This window comes from Embleya sp. NPDC050154 (assembly GCF_044460165.1).
GTDB lineage: Bacteria > Actinomycetota > Actinomycetes > Streptomycetales > Streptomycetaceae > Embleya.
This window is the reverse complement of the sequence record NZ_JBITJP010000024.1, coordinates 90,672-106,824: the sequence shown is the minus strand read 5'-3', so window position 1 is coordinate 106,824 and position 16,153 is coordinate 90,672. Positions and strand designations below refer to the sequence as shown.

Below are 16,153 nucleotides of genomic sequence, written 5' to 3'. Positions count from 1 at the left end.
GCCACCAGCACTCGCAAGGAGCAGCGTGTGAGTACCGATCAAGCCCCGGCCGAGGCCGAGGACGAGGCACCCCCGCCCAAGGGCGGGTTCCGCTTTCCCAGCGCGCTGACGGTGCTGGCGATCGTGACGCTCGCGGTGTGGGCGCTGACGTTCGCGATCCCGGCCGGCGAGTACGAGCGCGGCGAGGACGGCAAGCCGGTCGCGGGCAGCTACCACCACATCAAGTCGCCGGAGGACTTCGTCCAGCGGCTCAACGACCTGTTCCTGTCGCCGGTCAACGGCTTGTACGGGATCAAGGACCCGCAGAGCGGTCAGGTCACCCCGGACAACTCGGGCGATCTGTACGGCAGTGCGGCGGTGTTCCTGTTCGTGCTGGCGATCGGCGCGTTCATCACCGTGGTGTTCGCGACCGGCGCGCTGGATCGAGGCATTGCCCGGCTGGCGCACCGACTGCGCACGCGCGGTGCGGTGTTGATCGCGGCGATCATGACGGTGTTCGCGATCCTCGGCTCGGTCGAGGGCTTCGCCGAGGAGACGCTCGGGTTCTACGGCCTGATCGTGCCGTTGATGCTGGCGCTGGGCTACGACCGGATGGTGGCTACCGGCACGATCATCCTGGGTGCGGGCGTGGGCGTGTTGTGCTCGACGGTCAATCCGTTCGCGACCGGCGTCGCGTCGTCGGCGGCGGGGATCTCGCTGGGCGACGGGATCGTGTTGCGGCTGGCGATGCTGATCGTGCTGACCGCGGTGACCATCCTGTACGTGGTGCGGTACGCCCATCGGGTCAAGGCCGATCCGTCCCGTTCGCTGGTCGGATTCCTGCCGGGGGACCGCGAGGCGGCGGAATCGGCGGCCACCGGCAGCGAGCCGCCACCGCTGACCCGTACGCATCAGCTGGTCCTGGTCGCGGTGACCATCACCTTCGTGTTCATGATCTTCTCGATCATTCCGTGGGCGCAGGTGCTCACCGGCGAAGCGGACGCCACCCCGTACGGCTGGGAACTGGACTGGTCTTTTGCCCAGTTGGCCGCGCTGTTCATCGTGGCGGCGGTGATCGTCGGGGTGTTGGCCCGGCTCGGCGAGAAGAAGCTGGCGGAGACGATCATCCAGGGCGCGGCCGACTTCATCTCACCGGCGCTGATCATCATGTTGGCGCGCGGGGTCACCGTCATCATGAACAACGCGCAGGTCACCGACACGGTGCTGCACTCGATGGAGGGCGCGGTCTCGGACGCCTCCTCGGCGCTGTTCGGCGTCCTGATCTTCTTGGTGAACCTGCCGCTGGCGTTCCTGATCCCGTCCACGTCGGGGCACGCGACCTTGGCGATGCCGATCCTGGCGCCACTGGCCGACTTCGCGGATGTGCCGAGGGCGTTGGTGGTGACGGCGTGGCAGTCCGCGTCGGGGTGGATGAACCTGTGGGTGCCCACCACCGCGGTGATCATGGGCGGCGTGTCGCTGGCCAAGGTCGGCTACAACCAGTACCTACGGTTCGCAGCGCCGCTGCTCGGGATCTTGTTCGTACTGATCTGCGGGTTCCTGGCGCTGGGCTCGGGGTTGTCCTGACCGGGAGGCGACGGGCCCGGCACGCACGGGCCCGTCGGCGACCGGTGACGTCAGGCACGCAGCGACGCGGTGAGGGCGGTCCACGAGGCTGCGCCGATTATGAGGTGGCCGATGCCCGGGGCTTTGCTGTCCCGGACGGGGACGAGCGTGGCGGCGACGCCGACCTCCACGCAGTTTCCGCCTGCTTGGTTGCTGTAGGAGGACCTGCGCCAGTCGACGGATTGGTATGCGGGCCTGGTCATATGTCCCCTGCCATATATTCGAGCATTTCCAGCGAGAGTACCGGCGGCAGGGCAAGCTGTTGAACGCGTCCGAAGGATGTTTCGTACCGTCGGACATCGGCCGGATCCTCGTACAGGCGACCGTAATCTGCGCCTTCCGTGTAGGCCGCCTCGGAGCCGTTGGGAAGCGTCAACATCGAGAGCGAGCCGCCCATCGAAGGATGCTCTCCCTCCGCGAAGCACAGTACGTGCACCGTGATCTCGGGCAGGTTTGCCATGGCCCGCAGGTGCCGAAGTTGGGTCACCATGATTTCGCGACTGCCGACCGGCCGCTGTAGGACCGACTCATCAAGGATCACCGACAGGCTCGGAGCGTCGGTGCTCTTCAGGCGCTTCTGCCTCGCCAATCTCAGGCGGACCTGCCTTTCCGTTTGCTCCGGATCCAACACGGTCCGCAGAAGGGCGCGCGCGTAGTCCTCCGTCTGGAGCAGTCCTGGCACGGCATGCGCTGCGTACTCCCTGATTTGGGTCGCCTTCTCCGCCAGTTCCATGAACCGCGCCACCCAGTTCGGGAAGCTCTCGCGATCCAGGTAGCCCCAGAGGTCGATCAACAACCCCTCCGCTCCCAGGACTTTGTCCAGGTCTGCCGCCTGTTTCTCCGTCGGAGGATGGCCCAAGGCGCGTTCGATCTGCCCGATGCGTGAGTAGTGCATTCGGTCGGCAGCGTGGCCCAGCTCTGTCTGTGTCATCCCCCGGGCCGTGCGCAGCAGGGCGACGCGTCGTCCGAACAGAGCAGCGAACGACGAGCCGGGGTTCATCTCGGCGACCAAGATCATCCGTTCTTAAGTCTCGAACCTTAAAAACTTGGGGCCTTTGCACCATAGTTCCGCGTGCCGATGCTTGTTCACAGAGTGGCCGAATCAGTACTGGCGGCAACCGAGAGGACAGGTATGCCCACTCCCCAGAGCTATCCCGAAGACCCCCGTGAGTGGACCACGGACGACGTGGCCCGTTTCTGGAAAGCCAACGCCAAGCGCGCCGTCCGTTGCGAACTCTCCGGCCGAATCGGCACGTTCGCCGCCGTCATCAGCCTCCAGGCGTTCGTGCGCCTGCCCGGCGGCACCGAGTTCCGCACCCATTGCGGCAACCTGCGGGTGCTGGAGGAGGCGGGGCGCGATGTATCGCGAGGGTGACTGGGTGGAACCGGCCAACGAGGCGGTGCGCCGGGTGCGTCACCCCGGACAGATCCTGATGGCGCAACCCCTCCCCGACGGGCACCAAAGGCTCACGGTCCAACCCCCGGGTGGCCGGATCGCCTGGGCGATGCCCTCAGACAGCGTGCGCCCGGTCCAACCCCCGGCCCGGCCCGCCCCCTGAACCGCCGCACCGCAGTCACTGGCCTGGCTGCGGTGCGGCCCCGCCTCCCACGCGCGGGAAGACCGAATCGGAGGTACGCCGATGAATGCGCACGACGCACTCGGCCGCATCGGCCACAAGGTCAAACACAAGGACGAGAGCCTGCGAACAACCCACCCGCCCGGCGAAATCGAGCACATCGACCCGCACACCGCCCAGGCTCACATCCAACCCTTCGACCCGACCCGCCCCCTATGGATCGCCCCCCTCGCCCACCTCGTCCCGGACGACGCCATCTGGTACCCGAGCGACGGCGCACCCCCCGCCAGATCCAAGCCCTTCCCCATTCCCCCCGGCACCCGAGCCCCACGCAGCTACGGCTGCTACCGCCTTTGACGCCCCCGCGACCATCAGCTCGCATCACGAGGAGCCGGCGGTATGCGCATCCCAGTCATTCGGCGATTGCACCTTCGTTCGCCCCTCGGAACAAGGTCCGGCCGCATCGGCGGTTGTGGTCGCCGGGGCCGGATCGGCTCCAGGTTCCTCGGTGCGGGAGCCGGCCATGCGGCGAAGCAGGGCGGTGACCGGCGCCGTCCGCCGACGCCGACGGCACCGGTGGACGGCCTGGCGCCCACTCCCACGCCGCCCACCGGGCTGCTCCCGTGGCAGGCGCGAGAGAGGGCTACTCTTCGTGCGATCGTGAAGATCACGAACCACGGGGGTGGCGAACGCATGGGATCACGATGGCGTGGCTGGACGGCCGTATTGGCCATGACATTCACCGCAGGCTTCGCGGGGGTGCCCGCCGCGCGCGCTCATTCGACGGATCCCAGTGATCCGCAGGCGAATACGGCGACGCGCGACGTGCGGAACTGGTTGGCCCATCTGCCCAACCGGGCGCAGAACCGGGTGGTGTCCGGGCAGTTCGCCGGGTACAGCGGGAAGACCTTCTCGTTGGCCCAGGTGAATGAGCTGAAGGCGCAGACCGGCGCGAATCCGGGGCTGTTGGGCTGCGACTACGGGCACGACGGAAACACCATCGACCACACCTGCAACGCGACCTTGAAGGACTGGTCGGCCGCCGGCGGACTGGTCACGGTCAGCGCCCACTTGCCCAATCCCGATCAGCCGGACTGGAACGGGCTGTTTACCAAGTTGCCGACCTTCGACCGGCTCACCGACCGCGGCACCGGCACGGGACAGCGTTGGCACGCGGAGCTGGATCGGGTCGCCGAGGGTCTGCGCGAACTCGCCGACGCGAACGTGCCGGTGCTGTTCCGGCCGCTGCACGAGATGAACGGCGACTCGTTCTGGTGGAGCGCGCAGGACCCGCAGACCTTCGCCGAGGTGTGGCGGGACATGTACACCTACCTGACCGACGTCAAGGGCCTGCACAACCTGCTGTGGGTGTACGCGCCGGACTGCAACTACGGCAAGCGCTCGTCCTACTACGCGGGCGGCGCGTACACCGACGTGGTCGGCCTCGACTGCTACGTCCGCGAGCCCGCGGCGGTCCAGGGATACGACGAACTGGTTGCGCTGGGCAAGCCGTTCGCGTTCGCCGAGATCGGTCCGCGCAGCGGTGCCGGTGGTTCGATCGAGGCGCCGCTCGACTACGGGAAGTGGATCGACGCGATCCGCACCCGATTCCCGGCCACCGCCTACTTCATGGCGTGGAACGACCAGTGGCGTCCGACCGCCAACACCGGCGCGGGCCGACTGATGACCGACCCGTGGACGATCGTGCGCGGCGAGATCGCGACCGCGGCGCGCACCGAGGGCGCACCCGCCCCGGTCGGCACACCTGTTCCGCTCGCCGACTTCGAAACCGACACCCAGGGCTGGGGCGGTTATCGCGTGCTCGCCGGACCGTGGTCGGTGGCCGAATGGGCCGCGCAGGGCAGCCGATCCCTCAAGGCGGACATCGACCTCGCCGCACTGGAGGCTTACCTGAACCGGGTCGCGCCACGCGACCTGTCCGCCTACCGGGCGCTGACCGCTACCGTGCGCACCGCCGAGTGGGGCGACCATGCAGCCGGTACCACCGCCAAGCTCTACGTGCGCACCGGCGCCGGGATGACCTGGTACGACGGGGGAGCGGTCCGGATCGGCCCGGACGGCGCCTTGTTGCGCCTGGACCTCGGTCGGGTCACCGACCTGCGGGACGTACGCGAGATCGGCGTGCTGTTCACCTCCGCACCGGGCGCGAGCGGACGAACAGCGGTGTACGTGGACGATGTTGCCGCGATCGCACCGCCGACCGTGGTGTCCGGCTTCGAGTCCGGGACGGACGGCTGGACCGGATACCTGACCGGCACCGCGCCGGCGAGCAGCGCCGAATGGGCGAGCGAGGGCACCCGCTCGCTGCGCGCCGAGATCGACCTGGCGGCACCCGAGTCCTACCTGAACCGCCGGGCCGTCCTGGACCTGACGGGACGTCGGGTACTCGCCGTCACGGTCCGTTCCGGCGCCTCGGGCGGCACCGCCAAGCTCTACGTGAAGACCAGCGCCTCGAACACCTGGTACGACGCGGGTGCCGTCCCGCTAAGTCCCGAGCCCCGCACACTCACCCTCAACCTGGCCGCCGTGGGCTCCCTCCACGACGTCCGGGAGATCGGCGTGCAATTCGAGCGCCGGAACGGCGGGTCCGGCACGGCTCCGATCTTCGTCGACGAGGTCACGGTGCGCTGATCGGGCGCTGAACGGGCGGCGATCGGGGGTTGATCGGGCGCCGATCGGCCGCTTGCGGGCCGAACCCGGGACCGGCGCGCCGGTGCGTCGGTCCCGGGGGTGCGGGGGTGTGCCGACGGGGCGCGGTCAGGCGGGTTCGGTGGCGCGCTCCGGCTCCGGTGCCCCCGATGCCTCGGCCTCGCCCGTCGCCTCGGCGGCCTGCTTCGCCTCGACCGCCCGTTCCGCCTCGGCCAACCGGTCGAGCAGGGCCGGCGGCAGCGGGCCGACCAGGGTGCCGGCGAAGGCGTGCCGCAGGGCGGCGGCGCGCATCTCGGCGACCAGGGTCTGGGTGACGGTGCCCGGGACGACCCAGCCGCCGTGCAGGTGGCCGAGTACCCGCATGCCGGCGGCGGGCACATCTGCCGCGCGCAGCCGGGCCAGGTACTCCTCGGCCTGGTCGCGCAGCGGGTCGTGTTCGGCAACGAAGATCAACGCCGGGGCCAGCCCCGACAGATCGGTGCCGTGCAGCGGCGAGACAAGCGGGTCGGTGGCGTCGGCGGAGTCGGCCAGGTAGTGCCGGGCGAATATGTTGAACTCGGTGGGCGTCAGGCCCGGTTTGCGCGGTGCACCGGGCACGACCGGCTCCTCCGCCATCGGAGTCAGGTCGACGGCGGCGGCGTCGAGCACCTGGAGGCTGGGCTGCGGCAGACCCCGATCGCGCAGCGCCAGGCACATCGCGGCGGCGAGGTTGCCGCCCGCACTGGCGCCCCCGATGGCCACCTTGGTCGCGTCGATGCCCAATGCGGCGGCATTCTCCAACAGCCACGCGTAGGCGGCGAGGCAGTCCTCCAGCGGGGTGGGGAAGGGATGTTCGGGGGCGAGCCGGTAGTCGACGTTGACCACGGCACACGGGACGAGCGAGGCGACCGGTCCGCACTCGGCCTCGGCGGTGTCCAGATTGCCCAGCACCCAGCCGCCGCCGTGCAGGAAGAAGTAGGCGGGCACCGGGGTTTCCGGCTGCTTGGGTCGCAACACCCTTACGGCGATGGTGCCGTCGGTGACCGGCACCCGGTGCTCGGTGACCTCGAGGTCGGGTCCGTACGGGAACTTGACCAGGGTCATCACGGCGGCCGACTGCGCGCGCCGCACGTTCAGGTCGGCGCTCTCGGGCTGGGCCCCGGCGGCGACACGCTCCAAGAGCCGGCGCACGGGCGGGTCGATGATCATGGGCTTCTCCTTCGCTGAACCGGCCGTCGAGCCGGGGTCGGTGGGGACACGGGCGGTGCTCTCGGTGCCGCTATCGATGCCGGTCGCGGCACCGCGCCCGGCGCCGTTCTCGACCTCGGGCGGCACATCGGTCTGGGCATCCCGCTCGTGCAGGGCGTCGATCCGCCCGGTGGTGATCACCCGCCGATAGGCGCGTGCGCTGGGGCGGACGATCCGGCGCAGGTCGTCGTCGCGGTCGATGCCGACCAGCCCGAAGCGGGGCCGATAGCCGTGCGTCCACTCGAAGTTGTCGAACGCGGACCAGTGCAGATAGCCGCGTACGTCCACGCCGTCGGCGAGCGCGGCCCGTACCGCCCGCAGGTGGCTGTCCAGATAGGCGACGCGCTCGGTGTCGTCGGTCGTGGCGATGCCGTTCTCGGTGATGTAGATCGGCAGACCGGTGACCTTGCCGGCCTGGCGGAGCATCTCGGTCAGGCCCCCGGGGTAGACCTCCCAGCCCATCTGTGTCGTGGGCGCGCCCGGCGGCGCGTTGCCGAGGTCGGAGTGCTCGGCGGCGGCGTCCGCCCGGGCCCGCGTGTAGTACTGGACGCCGACCCAGTCGCCGGGGTCGGCGGTGTCGCGCAGGTGCTCCAGGTGCCGCTGGACCAGCACGTCCCGGAACCAGTCGGCGAGTTCGGCGTCCCGGGGGCTGTCCGGGTCGGCCGGTTGGATGAACGGGAGTTGCAGGCACACGCCGGACCGGGTGTCCGGCGAGGTCGCCCGCAGTGCGGCCACCGCGGCGTCGTGCGCACGCATCAGCGTGTGGTTGACCGCGACGGTCTCGCCCCGATCGCGGTGCCCGGGTGGGTGGTTGCCCTTGAGATAGCCGTTGAACGCGACGATCTGCGGCTCGTTGATCGTGCACGCGAACGGGATTCGATCGCCCAGGCGTCGCCCGACCTCCTCGGCGAAGGCGCCGAAGACCTCGGCGGCGTCGTCGGCGAGCCAGCCGCCGCGCGCGGCGAACCAGCGCGGCAGGGTGAAGTGGTGCAGCGTGACGAACGCGGTGATGTCGTGCCCGCGCAGCCCGTCCAGCACCCGGGCGTAGTGGTCGAAGGCGGCGAGGTCCCACACCCCGGGCCCGAGGGCCAGCCGGGACCACTCGATCGACAGGCGGTGCGCGTTGTGCCCGAGTTCGGCCAGCAGCGCGATGTCGGTGGGCCAGCGCTCCCACTGGGCGATCCCGGGACCGCTGACCTCGGCGGTATGTCCGGCGTTCTCCCAGTCGACCCAGTCGTTGGCGCCCTGACCGCCCTCGACCTGATGGGCCGCGGTGGACGCGCCCCACAGGAAGTCGGCCGGGAAGTCCCGAACCGGGAAGTCCGCTACCGGGCAGCCGTGTTCCGCGAGGTCCCGTGCGCCGGGTGTACTCATCCTTGTACCTCCTCCTCGGGTGTGCCGGCGGTGACCGGCTCGGTGTCGGCGGCCAGGTCCCGGATCAGGGTTCGCGAGTACTCCTCGATGCAGACGACGAGGTCGACCATCTCGGGGTCGAGCAGCCACTGCGAGGCGATGCCGTCCAACGTCGCGAGGATCTCGATCGCCTTGAGCTGCGGGTCGACGTCGGGGCGCATCTCCCCGCCGTGCTGGCCGTCGCGGATCATCCCGGCGACGACGGTGCGCATGTCGCGGTAGCGGCGTACGAAGAAGTCGTGTTCGGGGTCGCCCGGGTCCAGGTTCTCCGCGAGCAGCACCGCGAAAAGCTTGGCCAGGCCCGGCTGGTCACGGTTGCGGTGAGCGAACGCGGGCATCTCGCGCAACGCCTGGAGCCCGCCCACTTCGGCGATGTCCCGGGCGAACGCCTGGCTTTGCAGGTCCCGGTGCTCCACCACGGCACGGAGCAGGCCCTGCTTGCTGCCGAAGTGGTAGAGCAGGCCGGGTTCGGTGATGCCGACGCGTTGGGCCACTTCCGTCATGCCGGTGCCGCGGAAGCCGGCGCGGGCGAACAGCTCGGACGCGGCGGCGACGATCTCCCGCCGCCGTTCGGCGCCCTTCGCGGTGGCCGCCTTGGCCGCCCGGGCGCGGCCGACGGTGGGTTTACGTGCATCCGAATTCTCAGTCACATCGCCACTCTAGATTATTTACTTAGTTGTTAGTAAGTTCCTTGGAGTCGAAAGTCCACGACATCCTGGATCGGAGCTCACGCCATGAGCAGATCGAGACTCGTCCTCGCGTTGGCCGCGCTGACCCTGACCCTGACCGTCGCACCGACCGCCTCCGCCGGGGGTGGGCAATCGGACAAGAGCCTGACCAGCCCCCTGGCCGAGACGGTCTGGCTGTGTCGACCCGGCCTGCCCACCAACCCCTGCAACCACCGCCTTCACAGCGCGTTACTTCAACGGGGCGACCACCACCCTCGACGCGACCGCCGTGCACCCCGACGGCTCGCGCACCCCCGAGCCCTTCGCCGGCCCCACCGACCCCCAGGTCGACTGCTTCTACGCGTACCCCACCATCGATCTGCTGCCCAACCCGCTGCTGCGCCTGGGTTCGCTGCCGCCCATCCCCTCGAACAGCGAACTCGCCGGCACCCTGATGCAACTCGGCCGATTCACCGACACGTGCCGCGTGTTCGCCCCCGTGTACCGACAGGCGTCGCTGACCGAACTCCTGGTCGGCGGCTTGGGCATCCCACCGGACGCCGAGACCGGGTCGATGGACGTACGCGACGCCTGGCGTGACTACTGGGCCAACCACAACACCGACCCGGTCACCCACAAGCGGCGTGGCGTGGTCATCCTCGGCCACTCGCAGGGCACCGGCGTGCTGACCCGGATGATGCAGCAGGAAATCGACGGCAACCCGGCCGTGCAGGACCGGTTGGTGTCGGCAGTGCTGCTCGGCGGCTACATCCAGGTGCCGATCGGCGGCACCCAGGGAGGCGGCAACGATTCCGCGTCCACCTTCCAACGCATCCCCACCTGCGTCCGGTCCGGACCCCAGGCGCCGATCCCGACGGGGTGCGTGGTCGCCTACAACGGCTACGCGCTGCCCGACGGCGGACCGTTGCCCGCCGGATCCGCCTTCGGGCGCTCCACGGTGCCCGGTCACCGGATCGCCTGCGTCAACCCGGCCGCACTGCTGCGCGGCGCACCCGCCGACGGCGTGACGCCGGTGGACATGTACATGCCGACCAGACGGCTCGTGAGCGGCAACTGGCTCAACCCGCGCGGTCACCTGGGTCACCTGCTCAGCTCGTACGACCTGGCCGACGACCCGTCCGGCTACACCCGATATCCGAACAAGGTGAGCGCGCGCTGCGCCTTCACCCAGGACTCGACCGGCACCGCTAGCTGGCTCGATGTCACGGGCGGTGACGGCCTGTTCCCTCAGGCCGGCCTGTCCGCCGTGCTGGGCACCCACACGGTCGACTACAACCTCGCCATGGGCGACCTGTCCGCCCTGATCAGCGCGCAGGCGAGCACCTGGCGCGCGGCCCACCCCGGCTAGCCGCACCCGAGAAGAACACGCGGTCGACCGCCGAGCGCACCCGTACCCGGGAGCCGCTCGGACGGTGATTCGAGCATGCCGCAAAAGTCGGCCGAAATGCCCGGCAGCCATGGGGTCGGACCTGCGGCGGCCACCATTTCGGCCGACCCATCGGATCGAAGAATTCGATTTCCGAATTCGTCCCGCGAATTCGACTAAGGACCAGTCATGACCATCCTGGGACGCCGCCGCGTAGCGGCCCTCGCCACCGCCGCCCTCGTGGTGACCGCCGCCGCCGGTTGCGGTGGCTCGAACACCTCGAAGTCCACCCGCGGCAAGACCCTGACGCTGGCCGCCGCGGCCGACGCGACCAGCCTGGACCCGGCCAAGGGCGCCGGCGGCAACGGACTCGCCTACCTGCAACCGCTGTACGACTCGCTCACGACGGTCAATCCGGACCAGAGCGTGGGCCCCGGACTGGCCTCCTCGTGGGCCTACACCGACCCGGAGCGCCGACACCTGCGGATGACCCTGCGCGAGGGCGTCACCTTCTCCGACGGCACACCCTTCGACGCGACCGTGGTCAAGCAGAACCTGGAACGCACCGCCGCCGCCAACGGCCCGTCCTCGTTCGCCGTCGCCGCGATCGCCGGCATCACCGTGACCGGGCCCACCGTGGTCGAACTGGCCCTGAAGACCCCGGACCCGTCGCTGCTGTACAACCTCGGCCTGGTCGCCGGGATGATGCTCAGCCCGACGGCCTTCGGCGACGCGAACGCGCAACCGGTGGGCAGCGGCCCGTACATCCTGGACACCGCGCACACCACTCGCGGCGACCGCTACACCTATACCCGCAACCCGCGCCGCCAGGACCACGCCGCGTACCCGTTCGAGAAGATCGTGATCAAGGCGATCCCGGACACCAACGCCCGCACCACCGCGCTGCTCACCGGCCAGGCCGACGCCGGACTCGGTGCGCCCGCCCGGATGGACGCCGCCAAGCACGCCGGGCTCACCGTCACCCGCCAGCCCGGCCAGGTCACCGGCATGTGGCTGGTCGACCGCGAGGGCAAGGTCGCCCCGCAGCTCAAGGACGCCCGGGTGCGCCGGGCGATCAACCACGCGATCGACGGCCCCGGCATCCTCAAGGCGATCATGGCCGGCGTCGGCAGCCCCACCACGCAGATGTTCGCCGCCGGATCCCCGGCCTACGACCCGGAATTGGACCGCGCCTACCCTTACGATCCGGCCCGGGCCAAGCAGTTGCTCGCCGAGGCGGGTCTCGCCGACGGCTTCAAGCTCACCCTGCCCAGCGAGAACGCGTTCGTGCCCGCGCTGTACCCCGTGCTGGCCGAGCAGTTGAACCAGGTCGGGATCAAGGTCGAATACACGCCGGTCAGCACCAACCAGCTCTCCCAGCAGTACTTCAGCGGCCGTTTTCCGGCGTTCATGTACGTCTGGGGCACGTCACAGAACTGGATCGACGCGTTCGCGCTGTTGTCCCCGGCGATGCCCACCAACCCGTTCAAGGTGGCCGACCCGGTGATCACCGACCTGCTCGCGCGCATCGCGACCTCCCCCGACGACGCGCAGGGCCCGCTGTACCGGCAACTCAACGCCCACGTCGTCGAACAGGCTTGGTTCGCACCGCTGTTCCGCGGTGACAACGTGCTCTTCTCGGCCAAGTCGGTCAGCCTGAGCAACCGACCCGGGCAGACGTTCATGTCCTTGACCGACTACAAGCCCGCCTCCTGAGCCGCGCGATGATCGGCTTCCTCGCCCGACGTGTGCTGTCGGCCGTCGTCCTCCTGCTGGTGGTCTCCGCGCTGACCTTCTTCCTGATGGACCTGCTGCCCGACCCCGGGCAGGGCATCCTCGGTGTCTCCGCGACGCCCGAACAACTCGACGCCAAGAAAGCCGAGTTGGGCCTGGATCGGCCGGTCGTGGTGCGCTGGCTGGACTGGCTCGGCGCCGCCGTGCAGGGCGATCTGGGCACCTCGTGGACCACCGGCCTGGACGTGAGCGACTCGATCGGCACCAAGTTGCCGGTGACCCTGTCGCTCACCCTCACCGCGACGCTCGTGTGTGCGCTGCTGGGCATCGGCCTCGGGCTGTTCGCGGCGATCCGGCGCGGCGCCGTGGACCGTTCGGTGCACATCCTGGCGGTGGCCGGCTTCGCGGTGCCCGGCCTGTGGGTGGGCATCCTGCTGGTCACGCTGTTCGCGGTCCGCCTGGAGGTACTGCCCGCGACCGGCTACGTGCCGTTCGCCGATTCCCCCGGCGACTGGGCACGTTCGCTCGTACTCCCGGTGGCCACGATCGCGGTCGCGGGCGTCGCGGCGATCGCCCAACAGACCCGCAACGCGGTCGCCGAGGTACTCGAACGCGACTACATACGCACCCTGCGCAGCCGCGGACTGCCCGCCCGGCGGGTGCTGTTCGTGCACGTGCTGCGCAACGCCACCCCACCCGCGTTGACCGTGGTCGGCCTGCAGTTCATCGGGCTGCTCGGCGGCGCTCTCGTCATCGAACAGATCTTCGCGCTGCCCGGCCTGGGCTCGTTGGCGATCGGCGCGACCTCGCAATCGGATGTACCCACCGTGCAGGGGGTGGTCCTGGTCAGTGTCTGCGTCGTGGTCACCGTCAACCTGGTCGTCGACCTGGCGACCGGCGCGCTCGATCCGAAAGTCGGCATGCGATGAACGACAACCAGACCCCCTCGGTCGCCCCGACGACCGCCGTGCTCCCGGCGCCGGCCCCGGCGGCCGGCGTCGAACCGGCCCCCGGCGCACCCGCACCGCCCGCACCGCCCGCCGCGCCCCGCCGGCGCGGCCCCGCCGGGCGCTTCGTCCGGGACCCGGTCGCGGTCACCGCCGCGGCCGTCCTGCTGCTCGTCGTCGTCACCGGCGCGGGTGCCGGCCTGATCGCCGAACACGGTCCGAACAGCGCGGCGTTGGACGCGGTGTTGGCCGACCCGTCCGGGAAGCACCCGCTGGGCGGCGACGGTTCCGGGCGCGACGTGCTCAGCCGGCTGCTGTACGGCAGCCGGACCAGCCTGCTGGCCGGCTCGATCACCACGTGCGTCGCGCTGCTGATCGGCGTCCCCACCGGACTCGTCGCAGGCTACGTCGGCGGCTGGTGGGACGCGGTGTCGAGCTGGGTCGCCAACGTGTTCCTCGCGCTGCCCGGCATCGTGGTCCTGCTCGCCCTGGTCGCGGTGCACGGCCCCGGCCTGGCCGTGTCGATGATCGTGCTCGGCGTGCTCACCGCCGCGCCGGTCTTCCGCCTGGTCCGCGGCGAGGTGCGGCGCGTGCGCGGCGAACCGTACGTGGACGCCGCGCGTGTCGCGGGCCTGTCCGATCTGCGGATCATGCGGCGACACATCCTGCGCGTGGTGCGAGTCCCGATCATCACCCAGGCGTCGCTGATCTTCGGCCTGGCCATGATCATCGAATCCGGCATCGCCTTCCTCGGCCTCGGCGAGGCCGACCGGGCGAGTTGGGGTGCGATGCTGGGCGACGCCTCCACACACGTCTACGACACCGCCCTGCTGTCGGTGTGGCCCGGCGCGGCGATCACGCTGACCGTACTCGCGGTCACCCTGTCGGGCGCGGGCCTGCGCGACGCCTTCGGCGAGGTGCCCCGGCCGGTCCGGGCGCCGCGCCGGCGGGCGATCCGAGGGGCGGCGCGCGGACCGGGCCGCGCCGCCGGGGCGGCGTCGGCCGGGGTGGCGGCGCCGGCGGGCACGACGACGGTCGGCACCGACGTACTGCTCGCGGTCGAAGGACTGCGGGTGGCCTACCCCACCCCCGACGGCGAGGCCGCCGTCGTCGACACGGTCACGCTCACCGTGCACCGGGGCGAAATCCTGGGCCTGGTCGGCGAATCGGGATGCGGCAAGACCCAGACCGCGCTGGCCGTGCTGCGCCTGCTGCCCGCGGGCGGCGCGATCCGCGCCGGCCGGGTCGAGTTCGACGGGCAGGATCTCGCCACGCTGTCCGAACGCGGCGTCAACGCGCTGCGCGGGCGCCGGATCGGCTACATCCCGCAGGACCCGATGTCCAACCTCGACCCGAGCTTTCGGATCGGCAGCCAACTCACCGAGCCGCTGCGTGCCCACCTCGGCCTCTCCCGCGACGCCGCCCGCCGACGCGCGCTGGAACTGCTGGACCGGGTGGGCATCACCGACCCACCCCGGGTGTTCGACGCCTATCCGCACCAGATCTCCGGCGGCATGGCCCAGCGCGTGCTGATCGCGTGCGCCGTCGCGTGCGAGCCCGACCTGCTGATCGCCGACGAGCCCACCACCGCGCTCGACGTCACCGTCCAGGCCGAGATCCTCGACCTGCTGCGATCGCTCCAGCGCGAGCACGACATGGGCGTCGTACTGGTCACCCACGACCTCGGCGTGGTCGCCGACCTGTGCGATCGGGTCGCGGTGATGTACGCGGGCGAGATCGTCGAGACGGCGACCTCGGCGGATCTGTTCGCCCGACCGGCCCACCCGTACACGGCCGCGCTGTTGGCCGCGATCCCGCCCGCCGAGGGCGGCGCCGACCGGGGCCCGCTGCGCACCATCCCGGACCGGGTGCCCTCGGTCCGGGACCGGCCCACCGGTTGCCGATTCGCGCCGCGTTGCGCGTACGCCGCACCCGAGTGCGCCGTCCACCCGCAACCGAGCAACCACGGAACCGGCGCGGTGCGCTGCGCCCGGGTGCAGAACGAGGTGATCGCATGGACACGTTGAGGCGGGAATCCGATGCGGCGGCGTCGAACGGCACGAAGCCCGCTCCCGATCCGCTCCTGCGCATCGAGAACCTGGTGGTCGAATACCGCACCGCCGGCCGGCGCAAGCCGCCGCTGCGGGTGCTGCACGAGGTGAGCCTGGACGTGCGTCCGCACGAAACCGTGGGTCTCGTCGGCGAGTCCGGCTCGGGCAAGACCACCCTGGGCCGTGCGGTGCTCGGCCTGGTCCCGGTCGCGTCCGGCACGATCGCCTTCGACGGGAGCCGGATCGACGGCCTGACCCGGCGCGCCCGACGCGCGCTGAGCCGGGACATCCAGGTGATCTTCCAGGATCCGTACGGTTCGCTGAACCCGTCGATGACCATCGGCGACATCCTCACCGAACCGCTCACCGCCGGGCGCACGCACACCCGAGCCGCCGCCCGGGCCCGGATCGGTGAACTCCTGGACGCGGTGGGCCTGCCGACGGACACGGCGGACCGGCTCGCCCGCGAGTTGTCCGGCGGGCAGCGCCAACGGGTCGCCATCGCCCGCGCCCTCGCGCCCGGGCCGCGCCTGATCATCTGCGACGAGCCGGTCAGCGCGCTGGACCTGTCCACCCGGGCCCAGGTGCTCAACCTGCTCGTCGAACTCCAGCAACGCACGGGCGTGGCCTACCTGTTCATCGCGCACGACCTGTCGGTGGTGGGCCACGTCAGCGACCGCGTCGCGGTGATGTCGAAGGGCGCGATCGTCGAATGCGACGACGCGCGGCGGATCACCACCGAGCCCGTGCACCCCTACACCCGCAATCTGCTGCTCGCCGCACCGGTGCCCGATCCGGCCCGGCAGGCCGACCGCCGGGCCGCGCGACATCGGCTCGCGCGGGAGGGCGCGGCGCGGTGATCCGCCGGGTGCGA

At 70.6% G+C, this 16,153-nt stretch carries 13 protein-coding genes; 9 read left to right on the top strand and 4 right to left on the bottom strand.

The features are described from left to right. Window positions 1–27: 27 nt before the first annotated feature. Window positions 28–1,566: a YfcC family protein gene (locus tag ACIBSV_RS38205; RefSeq protein WP_395871474.1), complete on the top strand. Its 1,539-nt coding sequence runs from the start codon at window positions 28–30 to the stop codon at window positions 1,564–1,566. 50 nt (window positions 1,567–1,616) lie between these two features. Here ACIBSV_RS38205 and ACIBSV_RS38200 read toward each other — a convergent pair whose 3' ends face one another. Beyond that, window positions 1,617–1,808, bottom strand: coding sequence for a DUF397 domain-containing protein (locus ACIBSV_RS38200; protein ID WP_395871472.1), 192 nt, complete (start codon window positions 1,806–1,808; stop codon window positions 1,617–1,619). Beyond that, window positions 1,805–2,623, bottom strand: a complete 819-nt coding sequence (locus ACIBSV_RS38195; RefSeq protein WP_395871470.1) for a Scr1 family TA system antitoxin-like transcriptional regulator — start codon at window positions 2,621–2,623, stop codon at window positions 1,805–1,807. Before ACIBSV_RS38195 ends, ACIBSV_RS38200 begins: the two co-directional genes overlap by 4 nt. Before the next feature lie 114 nt (window positions 2,624–2,737). Here ACIBSV_RS38195 and ACIBSV_RS38190 point away from each other — a divergent pair, with 114 nt between their 5' ends. The 3 genes from ACIBSV_RS38190 (at window position 2,738) to ACIBSV_RS38180 (ending at window position 5,834) form a co-directional block, all read left to right on the top strand. Further along, entirely contained in the window at window positions 2,738–2,980 is a 243-nt protein-coding gene (locus tag ACIBSV_RS38190) for a hypothetical protein (RefSeq protein ID WP_395871468.1), read from the top strand. Window positions 2,981–3,245: 265 nt separating this feature from the next. Next, window positions 3,246–3,539 (top strand): hypothetical protein, encoded by a 294-nt coding sequence (locus ACIBSV_RS38185; RefSeq protein ID WP_395871466.1) that lies wholly within the window; start codon window positions 3,246–3,248, stop codon window positions 3,537–3,539. 375 nt (window positions 3,540–3,914) lie between these two features. Beyond that, entirely contained in the window at window positions 3,915–5,834 is a 1,920-nt protein-coding gene (locus ACIBSV_RS38180) for a glycosyl hydrolase (protein WP_395871464.1), read from the top strand. 126 nt (window positions 5,835–5,960) lie between these two features. Here the strand turns inward: ACIBSV_RS38180 and ACIBSV_RS38175 are convergent, their stop codons facing one another. Together ACIBSV_RS38175 and ACIBSV_RS38170 are read right to left on the bottom strand one after the other, a co-directional pair. Further along, complete coding sequence (locus ACIBSV_RS38175) at window positions 5,961–8,453, bottom strand: family 1 glycosylhydrolase (protein ID WP_395871462.1); 2,493 nt, start codon at window positions 8,451–8,453, stop codon at window positions 5,961–5,963. After that, window positions 8,450–9,142 (bottom strand): TetR/AcrR family transcriptional regulator, encoded by a 693-nt coding sequence (locus ACIBSV_RS38170; protein WP_395871460.1) that lies wholly within the window; start codon window positions 9,140–9,142, stop codon window positions 8,450–8,452. The genes ACIBSV_RS38175 and ACIBSV_RS38170 overlap by 4 nt, the downstream gene beginning before the upstream one ends. Window positions 9,143–9,449: 307 nt before the next feature. Between ACIBSV_RS38170 and ACIBSV_RS38165 the strand changes: the two genes are divergently transcribed. The 5 genes from ACIBSV_RS38165 (at window position 9,450) to ACIBSV_RS38145 (ending at window position 16,139) form a co-directional block, all read left to right on the top strand. Next, window positions 9,450–10,529: a DUF3089 domain-containing protein gene (locus ACIBSV_RS38165; protein WP_395871458.1), complete on the top strand. Its 1,080-nt coding sequence runs from the start codon at window positions 9,450–9,452 to the stop codon at window positions 10,527–10,529. 207 nt (window positions 10,530–10,736) lie between these two features. Then, window positions 10,737–12,263: an ABC transporter substrate-binding protein gene (locus ACIBSV_RS38160; RefSeq protein ID WP_395871457.1), complete on the top strand. Its 1,527-nt coding sequence runs from the start codon at window positions 10,737–10,739 to the stop codon at window positions 12,261–12,263. Between the two features lie 8 nt (window positions 12,264–12,271). Continuing rightward, the gene (locus tag ACIBSV_RS38155) at window positions 12,272–13,210 is read left to right on the top strand and encodes an ABC transporter permease (protein ID WP_395871455.1); all 939 of its coding nucleotides are present in this window, start codon (window positions 12,272–12,274) and stop codon (window positions 13,208–13,210) included. Then, complete coding sequence (locus ACIBSV_RS38150; protein ID WP_395871453.1) at window positions 13,207–15,255, top strand: dipeptide/oligopeptide/nickel ABC transporter permease/ATP-binding protein; 2,049 nt, start codon at window positions 13,207–13,209, stop codon at window positions 15,253–15,255. Before ACIBSV_RS38155 ends, ACIBSV_RS38150 begins: the two co-directional genes overlap by 4 nt. Continuing rightward, the gene (locus tag ACIBSV_RS38145) at window positions 15,243–16,139 is read left to right on the top strand and encodes an ATP-binding cassette domain-containing protein (RefSeq protein WP_395871451.1); all 897 of its coding nucleotides are present in this window, start codon (window positions 15,243–15,245) and stop codon (window positions 16,137–16,139) included. The genes ACIBSV_RS38150 and ACIBSV_RS38145 overlap by 13 nt, the downstream gene beginning before the upstream one ends. Window positions 16,140–16,153: the final 14 nt, after the last annotated feature.

Bases quoted from the DNA above. Each gene is read 5' to 3' on its own strand.
- ACIBSV_RS38200 (WP_395871472.1), bottom strand. From the start codon at position 1,808: ATGACCAGGCCCGCATACCAATCCGTCGACTGGCGCAGGTCCTCCTAC.
- ACIBSV_RS38195 (WP_395871470.1), bottom strand. From the start codon at position 2,623: ATGATCTTGGTCGCCGAGATGAACCCCGGCTCGTCGTTCGCTGCTCTG.
- ACIBSV_RS38190 (WP_395871468.1), top strand. From the start codon at position 2,738: ATGCCCACTCCCCAGAGCTATCCCGAAGACCCCCGTGAGTGGACCACG.
- ACIBSV_RS38185 (WP_395871466.1), top strand. From the start codon at position 3,246: ATGAATGCGCACGACGCACTCGGCCGCATCGGCCACAAGGTCAAACAC.
- ACIBSV_RS38180 (WP_395871464.1), top strand. From the start codon at position 3,915: ATGACATTCACCGCAGGCTTCGCGGGGGTGCCCGCCGCGCGCGCTCAT.
- ACIBSV_RS38175 (WP_395871462.1), bottom strand. From the start codon at position 8,453: ATGAGTACACCCGGCGCACGGGACCTCGCGGAACACGGCTGCCCGGTA.
- ACIBSV_RS38160 (WP_395871457.1), top strand. From the start codon at position 10,737: ATGACCATCCTGGGACGCCGCCGCGTAGCGGCCCTCGCCACCGCCGCC.
- ACIBSV_RS38155 (WP_395871455.1), top strand. From the start codon at position 12,272: ATGATCGGCTTCCTCGCCCGACGTGTGCTGTCGGCCGTCGTCCTCCTG.
- ACIBSV_RS38150 (WP_395871453.1), top strand. From the start codon at position 13,207: ATGAACGACAACCAGACCCCCTCGGTCGCCCCGACGACCGCCGTGCTC.
- ACIBSV_RS38145 (WP_395871451.1), top strand. From the start codon at position 15,243: ATGGACACGTTGAGGCGGGAATCCGATGCGGCGGCGTCGAACGGCACG.